The sequence below is a fragment of the Bacillus sp. SJ-10 genome (assembly GCF_002843505.1).
Classification (GTDB): domain Bacteria; phylum Bacillota; class Bacilli; order Bacillales; family Bacillaceae; genus Bacillus; species Bacillus velezensis.
Genome location: NZ_CP025258.1, coordinates 2341175 through 2353564 on the forward strand (window position 1 = coordinate 2341175; position 12390 = coordinate 2353564).

The window sequence follows — 12390 nt, forward strand, 5'->3', positions numbered from 1 at the left end:
CCATGAAAAAAACAGTGAATCTGCGCCTGACGGCAGAACATCCCATTATGAAAAACCATCTTGTTCACGGAGAATCTGTCATGCCCGGTCTGGCCTATATTGATATGCTGTATCAGCTGGCAAAGCAAAGCCTTGATCTTTCATTCCGTTCCATCTGTCTGAAACGGGTGACCATTTATCATCCTTTATCAGTGAAACGGTCAGAGCGGCTTGATGTGAGTGTCATATTCAGTAAAGAAAAGGAGTTCTGGACAGCCTCGATTTGCGGGGCGGATTCCGGGACGGTTTTCTTATCAGCGGAGGTGCATGAAGGAGTCTTCTCATCAGATAAGCGCCTTGACGCGGAAGAGAAAAAACAAGTTGCGCTTCCATCAGTCTCCTTGCATACGGTTTACGAAGACGCGAGAAGCCGCGGACTGTCGCATGACGGGCTGATGAAGCCGGAGGGAGAGATCTATGCAAATGAAGAGGAATGTTTCCTTGATATTCGGCAGTCTGATTCATGCCAGGAAAATCTCCCCGGCGCTCTCTTTCATCCCGCGCTGATGGACGGTGCCGCCATGGCCTCCGGCGTATTGCAGACAGCTGCAGGCACCGGTTTGTTTTTACCGATTTATTATGATTCGTTTATTGCCGCTGAAACCGTTACGGAGCGCTGTTACGCGGTGATTTCGAAAAAGTCCGGCACGCCTTCTGAAATGGTGAAAATGGATATTGACTTTTACAACCTCAGCGGTGCGCATATTGCTTCACTGCTCGGCCTGACAGCCAAAAAGGTGCGGACAGACCGGCAGCTGATACCAGGCGTTCAGCAGATGGAGGAAACCTTATACCGCATTTTCTCAACATACGTAGGCCGTCCTGTCACAAGAAATGATGCGCACACCGTGTTTTTTGAATTAGGCCTTGAATCGTCACAGCTTCTGGCCATTATTAAAGACATCGAAGAGGCGTTTGATCTGCGGCTGAATCCGACTCTTTTATTTGAATGCAGCAGCATATCCGAACTGCTTGAAGACATAAAAACAAAAGGAACAGATGAATCATCCGGCCTTGTCGCGGATGCAGCACCGGTCTCTGAAACGCAATCAGGCAGTCAGACATTTACTTTCTATGAACATGAAGCATTCCTTCAGGATCATCTGGTTTTCGGCAAACCGGCACTGATGGGTGTAGTGTATCCGTGTCTGGTGCTTGAAGCATCCGGAACGTCTCATTCCGGCACGTATCCCGCCGGGCTGAAAGATATCCGTTTTACGGGCGGGCCCGTCACACTGGAGCCGGGAGAGGCCGCACATGTTGACATTTCATTTGCGGCAGAAAAGAGTGCCGAACGCTTTACCGCAAGCTGCACTGTCTCCGGTAAAGAAAGCCGGAAGACGTGTGCCGAAGGAGAAATAAGCAGAGGTATAGAGGCACCCGTAAAAAAATCATATGACGTTGAACAAATGAAGGCGCATGCACAAAAGGTGGCGCCGGATGTTATTTCCCGTCTGTACGATTCGGTTGCCGACTTCACGATAGGCCCGATGCTGAAAACGGTAACGGCGGGATACAAAATGAGTGAGAGCTCCTTTTTATTGCAGCTGGACTTATCAGGGAAAAAAGAGAAAGGCGATCTGCATCACTTTGCATTTGACCCGCTTATATTGAATTCATGTTATATGTCGCTCGGTGAAGAAGAATTGCAGCTGAAAAAGCGGATTCACATTCCGCTCATGATTGAGAGGCTGACGCTTTACGGGCCTGTCATGTCTGATACCGTCTATGTGGTGAATACAATCAAACATAAAAAAGACGGGTTTCTCTCATTTGATGCCGCAGTCCTCAGTCATACCGGGGAACAGCTGGCGGAATTGAAAAACGCGTCTGTGAAAGAAGTGCTTCAGCCAAATCGGCTTGAAAATGCGTCTTTTGCCCCGTCCGGGAATCAAAGCCGTCAGAAAACGAAAGGAAACCCGCTGGATATTGCCATTGTCGGAATTTCCGGCAAGTATCCGCAGGCCGATGATATCAATGCGTTTTGGGATAATCTCAAACAAGGAAAGGATTGTATTACCGAAATTCCGAAAGACCGCTGGAAATGGGAACATTACTTTTCCGAGGACCGGACGGCGCCGGGAGCGATCTACAGCAAATGGGGCGGATTCATTGACGGGATCGCCGATTTTGATCCTGAGTTCTTTAAGATTTCCCCCCGTGAAGCGGAACACCTTGATCCTCAGGAACGGCTGTTTTTGATGCATGCGTGGATGGCCATGGAGGATGCGGGATATACGAGGACATCGCCTGAACTGGGCCGTCAGGTAGGTGTGTATGCCGGTGTCATGTATCAGGAATACCCGCTATTCGCGGCTGAAGCGGGAGTGAAAGGACGGCATATCGGGCTCCCCGGCGGGATTTCATCCATTGCTAACCGTGTCTCCTATTTTTGCGATTTTCAAGGGCCGAGCATTTCGATCGATACGATGTGTTCGGGTTCGCTGACTTCATTGTACATGGCGTGCCGGGATCTGCGGGATCATCGGATTCGCGCGGCGCTTGCCGGCGGAGTGAATCTCACCGTTCATCCTAACAAGTACTTCATGCTGAGCCAGGGGCAGTTCATCTCATCTAAAGGACACTGCGGGAGTTTCGGCGCCGGGGGTGACGGCTATATTCCGGCAGAAGGTGTCGGGGTGCTGCTTCTTAAACGTTTAGAAGACGCCGTACAAGACGGAGATCGGATTTACGGCGTCATTAAAGGAGCTGCCATTAATCACGGCGGGAGAGCGAGCGGTTACACCGTACCGAACCCCAAGGCGCAGAGCGAAGTCATTTCTCAAGCTTTACAGGAAGCGGGGGTATCTCCGGGCCAGATCAGCTATGTGGAAGCGCACGGGACAGGGACGAAATTAGGCGATCCGATTGAAATCCGGGCTTTAACCGATGCATTCGGTGATGTTCCTGAAACATGTCTCATCGGGTCTGTCAAATCAAATATCGGACATGGGGAATCGGCAGCAGGCATCGCCGCTGTCACAAAAGTGCTGCTGCAGATGAAGCACAAACAAATCGCCCCATCTTTGCATGCGGATGTTTTAAATCCGAATATCCAATTTGACGAAGGGCCGTTTTCCGTCTGCCGGGAATTAACAGATTGGAAACGGATTGCAGCAGACGGAGCAGAACAGCCGCTCAGGGCGGGGATCAGCAGCTTTGGTGCGGGCGGTTCTAACGCGCATATCATTATTGAAGAATATGAGGCTCCTGTAAAACAAGCAATCAGCAGCCAAGAGCCGGCTGTCATTCTGCTGTCTGCGAAAAATGGGGAGCGTCTGACAGAATATGCGGAGCGCCTTCTTGCTTTTCTTCAAAAGAAGCATACGGATAAGCCGGACTTATTTGATGTCGCTTATACTTTACAAGCGGGGCGGGAAGCGATGGATGAGCGGCTGGCTTTCATTGCGGACTCCCTTAAGGAGCTGGAGGACAAGCTCAGATCGTACTTGGAAAATGAAAACGCACCGCATCTTTACAGGGGGCGGGCGAAGCGAAATCATAAGACCGTGGCTGTTTTTGAATCTGATGAAGATTTGCAGGAAGCCATGGGCAAATGGCTGAAAAAGAGAAAGTACGGTCATTTGCTGAACATGTGGGTGCAGGGAGTCGATGTGGACTGGAACTTGTTATATTCGGGACAAAAACCCCGGAGAATCAGCCTTCCCGCCTATCCGTTTGCAAAGGTCAGATGCTGGATTCAAGATGAAGCCGAGGCGGTTTCAAAAAGGGATGACGGCAAAACGGTGATCCATCCGCTGCTTCATGAAAACACATCCGATCTGTGGGAGCTGAAATTCACATCCGTTTTTACCGGACGGGAATTCTTTTTCACTGATCACACAGTCAATGGGGAGAAAGTGCTCCCGGGAGCCGCCGTGATCGAAATGGCCAGGGCGGCCGTTGAGCGTGCCGCATATGCTGTGCCGGACGGACGTAAAGGACTGTATTTGAAAGATCTCATATGGATGAGGCCTGTTGTTCATAAGGGGACGGATGTAAAAGTCCATATCAGCCTTATCCTTAAGGAAAATGAAGACATTGAATTTACGATTTACAGCCTATCGGAAGAACCCGGGGGAGAACGGATTATATACAGTAAAGGCACCGCGGTATCAGGAGAGATAGCAGCGGTTCCGTCAGTTCACTTAGAGGGCTGGCTGTCCGGCTGCAGCCAATCGGTTATGACGTCTGATGAGGTTTATCAGGCTTTCCGGCATGCGGGTATGATATACGGGCCGAGCCATCAAGGAATTGATCAGCTGATGATCGGAGAGAGGGGCGCTGCAGCCCGGCTGTCGCTGCCGGAAACGGCAGACAGTACCGCCGATCAGTTTGTCATCCACCCGAGTCTTCTAGATGCCGCGTTTCAGGCGTCACTGGGTGCCGGTTCAGATACTGCCGGAGACACTCCGATGCTGCCGTTTTCCCTGAGGCAGGCAGAAATATTTCAGCCGACTCAGAAAACGATGTGGGCGCTTGTCCGCAAACAGAGCGATCGGTCAGATAACGGAGCGCTGACGCTGGATATTGATTTATGTGATGCAAACGGCGCTGTTTGTATGAGATTGACAGGCTTCTCCTGCCGGGCTGTCCGGCAGACAAACCAAACCGAAAGCAAGCGGCAGGAAGTTCAGACGGCGATGCTTGCCCCTGTTTGGGACAAAACTTTCTTTTCTCTGGAAGAAAATCGAGCGGTTGATCAGGAACAATTGCTGATCATCGGAAAGCCGGGACATACCATAAAGGCTGCGGCAAAAATGTGGCCCCGCGCCCATCTGGCGGAGACGCCGGATCATTCAAGCGAGCAAACATTACGTGAATTGACAGCCGGGTATCAGGATATCCGCCATTTCTTATGGATTGCGCCGGATCGTTTCGCACCCGCATCCGTCAGTCAGGAAATGCTTGATGAGCAGGAGAATGGGGTGATTCAATGTTTCCGTTTCATCAAAGCGCTGCTGTCACTCGGGTATGGAAACCGAAACATCAGCTTTACGGCGGTCACCCGGCAGACACAGTCCGTGTATCCGGGTGATCTGCCGCAGCCTGAGCATGCAGGTGTACACGGTTTGATCGGTTCATTGGCAAAAGAATATCCGAACTGGGACATCAGGCTGATTGATACAGAAGAAGGCAGTGATTCGTCTGAGATGAAAAACATCTGGCGCCTTCCTCCAGATCCGGACGGAAATGCTGCCGCGTACCGTAACGGAGCTTGGCACAAGCAAAAAACAGTCCGGGTGCTGACAAGTTCCGCTCCGCGTATGTCGTACAGAGAAGGCGGCGTTTATGCTGTCATCGGCGGAGCGGGCGGCATCGGAGAAGCATGGAGCAAATACATGATCACCCGTTACAAGGCACGAATGATATGGATCGGCAGGCGGCCGAAGGATCAGGAGATTCAGAGCAAAATAGACAGGCTGGCGCTAGCAGGCCCCGCGCCGCATTATATACAGGCTGATGCTCAAGATGCCGCAGCGCTTAAGGCTGCCGTCCGTTCCGTAAGAGAGCAATACGGCAATATAACGGGAGTCATCCATTCCGCGATAACGCTTGCCGACAAAAGTATGGCGAATATGGATGAAGCTTCTTTCAGAAACGCTTTTTCAGCTAAGGTGAATACGAGCGTCCGAATGATCGAAGCTTTTAAGGGAGAACCGCTTGATTTTGTGCTGTTTTTCTCATCCGTTAATTCTTTCACAAAAAATGCCGGGCAAAGCAACTATGCGGCAGGGTGTACATTTCAAGACGCCTTTGCCCGCCATATCGCTTCTTTGCTTGATTGTGAAGTGAAAGTCATGAATTGGGGATATTGGGGCAGTCTGGGCGTTGTATCAGACCCGTCTTACAGAAAACGGATGGAGGCGTCAGGGATCGGTTCTATTGAACCCGATGAAGCAATGGAGGCTCTGGAAGTCTTACTATCAGAACCGTTCAGCCAAGCGGCATTCATTAAAGCTGCTCCGCACGGCTTAGCCGCGCTGACGGATCAAGATGCAATATCGGTTGTATCCGGCCCGAAGCCTTCATTTATGGAAAGCGTCAAGCGGCAAAATCCGGATCGGAATGAACGGCTTGAGACTTTAAAACGAGAAATGGAGTTGCGCATATGAACAGCCTTCTTTGCAAACTGCTCTTTTACCAATTACAGTCAATCGGGTTTTTCAGCGAGCCTGTCACCACAGCTTCAGCATCCATGCGGAGCGCCGGCGTGATCGGCACATACGGCAGATGGCTGGAAGAAAGCCTGAATCTATTAAAAGAAAACGGGTATATCACGTATGACGGATACACGATCACTCTCCTCAGGGATCAGCGCCCGGACGGCCGCACAGTCTGGAATGAGTGGAATGCCCATAAACGCCTGCTTCCCAATGGGGAGCAGGCGCAAGCTGAATTGGCTGAGGCGACGATAAAAGCGATGCCTTCCATTTTAAAAGGGGAACGTCCGGCTACGGATATCGTATTTCCCGATTCATCAATGCGGCTCGTTGAAGGTGTTTATAAGCATAATCCCGTTGCGGATTATTTTAATGAAGTGTTAGCAGATTCCGCGGCCGCTTACTTGAAAGCTTATCTTACAGAACACCCCGATGCCCGCATCAGGCTGATAGAAGTAGGGGCCGGGACGGGCGGAACGAGCGCCATGCTGTTTACAAAACTGAAACCATTCGCAAAACAGATTGCGGAATATTGTTATACGGACGTTTCTAAAGCTTTTTTAATGCATGCCGAACAGGAATACGGACCTGATGTGCCGTATTTGACAACAGCCTTGTTTAATGCGGAGGAGCCTTGCGAATCACAAAATATCAAAACGGGTGTTTACGATATTATCATCGCCGCCAATGTGCTTCACGCCACAAAAAATATCGGTTTGACACTTCGCCGTCTGAAAGCGCTCCTGAAATACAACGGGATGATTCTGATAAACGAAATCAGCGATCGTTCTGTTTTTACCCATTTAACCTTCGGGCTGCTTGACGGGTGGTGGTCCTATGAGGATGCTGAGCTTCGGATTCCAGGAAGTCCCGGCTTATATCCAAAATCGTGGGAGTGTGTGCTGCATTCGGAAGGATACAGAGCGGTTTGTTTCCCTGCTGAAACGGCTCATGATTTAGGTCAGCAGATTATCGCAGCTGAGAGTGACGGACTCGTCCGGATGCAAGGGATCAGAGACGGCAGAAAGCCATACGCCGCCCCGGCCGAAGTTTTCCGAAAGCCCGCGCAGCCTGTTTCCCGCAGCCGCGCGCCAGAGGAGCATCAAGCTGTTAAGGCTGATGGGGAATCGGTCGCTTCCCATGTCCGCTCTGTCATCAAAACAAGTATTGCCGATGTATTAAAAATGAAAGAAGAGGATATTCAGGAAGAACTGAATTTCTCTGAATACGGCATTGATTCCATTTTGGCCGTCAATGTGATTAACGAGATTAATAAGCGTTTGAATCTTACACTGCAGACAACGATTTTATTTGATTACTATCATGTGAAACTGCTGACCGGTTATATCTCGGCAGAATATGAAACCATCATAGCCTCGTCTCTGGAGACCGAAAGAGCGAAAATCCGCCCGGCGCTTCAGGAAGAACGGCCTGCTGAAAAACCTCTGCAGACGGAAAGAAAGGAAACCGGTTATCAGAAACCGAAACAAGAACGTATGCCGCCTTCTTTTGCAAAGTCCGATGACTCGGGAATGTTCCGGGTTGTGATTGACCGTCCGGGCGGCATTGAAGATCTGACGATTGTCCGCAGTGAAGTGCCTGAGACAAAAGATGACGAAGTTCAAATAGCCGTCCGCGCCTTTTCTTTAAACTTCGGAGACTTGCTTTGTGTCAGAGGGCTGTATCCGACGATGCCGCCTTATCCGTTCACTCCGGGATTTGAAGCAAGCGGCGTCGTGATCAAGACAGGGAGGCATGTAACATCCGTCATTCCGGGTGATGAAGTGATTGTCGGCATGGGAGAGGAATTTGGATCTCAGGCGAATCTCATCACATGTAAAGAACATCAAGTCTATCATAAACCGGCCCGGCTGACCTTTGAAGAAGCATGCGCTCTTCCCACCGTGGCGGTGACAATGATAGACGCCTTCCGGAAAGCCGGACTTAAAAAAGGCGAAAAAATATTAATTCAGACCGCGACGGGAGGAACGGGGCTGATCGCGGTGCAAATGGCCCGGCATATCGGCGCGGAAATATATGCCACGGCCGGATCACAGAAAAAAATTGAGTATTTGCATTCGCTCGGGGTCCACAATACCATTTGCTATTTAGAAGAAGATTTTGAAACGGAAATCATGCGAATGACCGGCAGCCGGGGGGTGGATGTTGTCATTAATACCCTGGCCGGTGATGCCATGCAAAAAGGAATGAATTGCCTGGCGCCGGGCGGAAGATATATCGAAATTGCCATGACTGCGCTGAAATCCGCTAAATCAGTCGACTTGTCCGTCCTTCATAACAATCAATCGTTTCACAGCGTGGATTTGCGGAAGCTGTCCCTTCAAAATCCGGATCGGGTCAAAGACTATCAATTGGAACTGCAGCGGCTGGCGGAAGAGGGAGTCATTCAGCCTGTCATCTCAAAAATCTTTTCCTTTGAAGACATAAAAGAAGCGTATCACTGTCTGGATGACCGCGGAAATATCGGGAAAATCGTCATCAGCGTTTCTGAGCCGTATCAAATGACGTACCGCCCCGAACAAAAGGATCCGGCCGATACAGTAAAATCAGCAGCTGTGTTACCTGAAAAAGAACCGATCGCGATTATCGGGATGAGCGGGCGGTTTGCTGAATCGGAGAATCTCCATGAGTTTTGGGAACACTTAGCTGCCGGACGGGATCTGATTAAAAAAGCAGACAGATGGGATGTCTCTGACAGCCAATGCCAGTATGGCAGTTTTATAGAGGACATTGAATGTTTTGACCCCGTTTTCTTTCATATATCTGGACGTGAAGCGACCTATATGGACCCGCAGCAGCGGCTGTTTTTGGAAGAATCATGGAAAGCGCTTGAAGATGCGGGATATGCGGGAGACTCGGTAAGAGGCCGGGAATGCGGCGTGTATGCCGGCTCCTGCGGCGGAGATTACCAGGCCATTTTTAAACAGCAGGGGCCCGCGCAGGCGTTTTGGGGCAATCACAATTCCGTCACTCCGGCAAGGATCGCCTATCACCTTAATTTACAAGGTCCGGCGATCACTGTTGATACAGCATGTTCCAGTTCGCTGACAGCCATTCATTTGGCATGTCAGGGGCTTTGGACGAAAGAAACGGAAATGGCGGTGGCGGGCGGGGTTTTCATTCAATCCACTCCCGCTTTTTATCAGTCGTCAAATAAGGCGAATATGCTGTCACCGACCGGACGCTGCCATACGTTTGATCAAAGCGCGGACGGGTTCGTGCCGGGTGAAGGCGTGGGAGCGGTGGTGCTGAAACGTCTTAGCGACGCCGTTAGTGACGGAGATCATGTGTACGGCGTCATAAAAGGCTCTGCAATGAATCAGGACGGCGCTACAAACGGAATCACCGCTCCAAGCGCGCTATCTCAAGAACGATTGGAACGGCATGTCTATGACACTTTTCACATTGATCCGGAAACCATTCAAATGGTGGAAGCTCACGGAACGGGCACTGCACTGGGCGACCCGATCGAATTCGGCGCCTTAACGCGCGCTTTCCGCCGCTATACGGATAAAAAAGGATATTGCGCCATCGGCTCTGTGAAAACCAATCTCGGGCATGCCGCTGCGGCCGCGGGGATGGCCGGACTGTTTAAAATCCTGCTGTCGCTGAAGCATCGGCAGATTCCGGCTTCCCTGCATTTTCACCAAGCCAATCAGCATATTCAATTTGCGGACAGCCCGTTTTTTGTGAATGACAAGCTGATACCGTGGGAACGGAACCCGGATGCACCGCGCAGAGCCGCCATCAGTTCATTCGGATTCAGCGGAACAAATGCCCATCTTGTGATTGAAGAGGCGCCGCAAACCGTGCGCCGGTCACCGACAAAACCGGCCTGCCTCATTCCTTTATCTGCGCGGACGGAGCGTCAGCTGGAAATTCAGGCAGAACGCCTGCTGGATTCACTCAGCAAGAACAAAGACAGCGATCTGGGAAATATAGGTTATACGCTCCTGCTCGGCAGAAAGCATTTACATCACCGGTTTGCCTGTATCGTAAGCAGTGCGGACGAACTGAAGCGGGTATTATCGGAGTGGCTTGTAAAAAGAGAGCTTCCGGGTGTGTTTGTGTCCAATTTGAAGGACCAGAAGCCGGCAGAAGAAGCCGGAATGAAAACATTCGGAATGGAATGCATTGAACAGTGCCGCTCAGCGGCTTCGCCAGCACAGTACAGAGAAAGCCTGGCACATATCGCTGACCTTTTTTGCAGAGGGTATGATCTTCCTTTTACACGGCTTTTTGACGGAGGGCAATATTATAAAACGCCGCTGCCTGCCTACCCGTTTTTAAAAGAAAGGTATTGGGCGGCTGATGTAAACAGTTCTTTACCAGGCCAGGCCATGAAAAAGTCTGAAACGCAAACCGTTCTCCCGTCTTCGCCGCAGCCTGAACATGAAGGGCTGATTTCTCTGAGTCCTTTAACTGAGATTGAAATGACAGCGTTTGAACCGGAGACATTGCAAAAACCGATCGTGTTACAGCCTTTGGATGGTACTTTTTCTGTCCGGCAGCCAGAAAAAGCCGTTTTCGAAGACAATAGAACATTGCTTGAAGAATTGAGGATAAGCCTGGCAGATATTTTATTTTTGTCACCGGAAGATATTGATGCTGATGAGACTTTCATCGACATGGGGCTTGACTCCATTATCGGGGTTGAATGGATACAAACAGTAAATAAAACGCACCACACTGAGATTACTGCCAATAAGGTGTATGAACACCCGACGCTTAAGGAGCTTGCGGAATATATAGCGGGGCAAATAAAGAAACCCGAGTATGCTGAAGCGGAGGAAACAGCGGTACGTCCGCAAATCCCGGAAGCAGAAACTCCCCTTGCCGGCATCGCTGACGGCACTTTGCGCAAAGAGCTCAAAGAAAGCCTTGCAGACATCCTGTTTCTGAAGCCGGAAGATATTGATGAGCATGAGGCATTCATTGATATGGGGCTGGATTCTATTATCGGTGTGGAATGGGTTCAGTCCATTAATAAAGCCTATCAAGCGTCTATTACGGCAAATCTGGTCTATGAATATCCGACAATCGCAACATTAGCCGGGTATCTGACCGGTTCTGTCCAAAAAGACACCGAGGAAGTACATGAGGAACATACGAAACAAAACGATATATCAGAAGAGACAGATGATCAAGAACCGCCCGAGCTGATCTGTCTTAACCCGGGTGGAAAGGGAAGACCGATTTTCTGGTTTCATTCCGCGCTGGGGGCAGTGGAGCTGTACCAGCCTGTTGCCGAACGGACCGGGCGTCCTTTTTACGGAATTCAGGCAAGAGGATGGATGACAGACCGGGAACCGATCCGCGGCATTAAAAACATGGCCGAATATTACGTTAAGCTCATACGTACCGTGCAGCCCCGGGGTCCTTACGATGTAGGCGGCTATTCATTAGGGGGCATGCTCGCTTATGAAGTCACCCGGCAATTGCAGCTGGCTGGAGAAACCGTTGAGTCAATCGTCATGCTCGACTCCTTTGACTCGGCGGGTGCGCGGGAAATAAACATTCCTGATGAATTATTTGATAAAAATATGATGCTGCAGACGGTGAACATGGCTTTATTTGCACCAATCTATCAATATCCGGAACGCATTTCTGAAACCTTGATTCATCGTGATGAACTAGATGCCGATCTTCATGAAGACATATTTTTAGAGCAATTAATCGCAAAAGCCAAACAGCGGGGGTTAACGAAGACGGACGCGTTGGTGAAAAATCTGATCAGGCAGAATATAAATGTTCAGGACGCTTACGAAATCACTGATTACGAACTCCTGCCGCTTCCAGATCCGAACGGGGTGACATGCTATTATTTCCGAAATAAAAACGGTATTTTCTTGGGTGAGCTTGATCCGTATTTTACGATCAGGGCTGATATTTTATCCGCTGATTTCGTCAACTATTGGAGCCAGTGGGAAGAGCATATGACAAACATCGCCATCATGGATGTGGCGGTATCCAACCATATGACGTTATTGGCTGAAGACAGCGCAGCCGAAACGATTTCTGAATTTTGCGGCGTTTTATATTCGGCAGACGGAATGACAGAACACAGCTTCCTGCAGCTGCAGGAAAAGATACTGAACGTGCATGGTGAGATGCTGAAGCAGCCCGCCAAAACAAGACCGTAAATTCACATATCCGCCCGCCGGGT

2 protein-coding genes are annotated in these 12390 nt (G+C 50.1%); both read left to right on the plus strand.

The genetic code is table 11. From position 1 onward, the window contains the following. The first annotated feature begins 2 nt into the window (after nucleotides 1-2). On the plus strand, nucleotides 3-6155 hold the full coding sequence (locus CXL14_RS11835; protein ID WP_014418309.1) for a type I polyketide synthase: 6153 nt from the start codon (nucleotides 3-5) through the stop codon (nucleotides 6153-6155). Further along, a complete protein-coding gene (locus CXL14_RS11840; protein ID WP_101287807.1) occupies nucleotides 6152-12367 on the plus strand; it encodes a beta-ketoacyl synthase N-terminal-like domain-containing protein in 6216 nt (2071 codons plus the stop codon). The genes CXL14_RS11835 and CXL14_RS11840 overlap by 4 nt, the downstream gene beginning before the upstream one ends. Nucleotides 12368-12390: the final 23 nt, after the last annotated feature.

Coding starts and splice junctions, on each gene's coding strand:
- CXL14_RS11835 (WP_014418309.1), top strand. CDS start 3: ATGAAAAAAACAGTGAATCTGCGCCTGACGGCAGAACATCCCATTATG.
- CXL14_RS11840 (WP_101287807.1), top strand. CDS start 6,152: ATGAACAGCCTTCTTTGCAAACTGCTCTTTTACCAATTACAGTCAATC.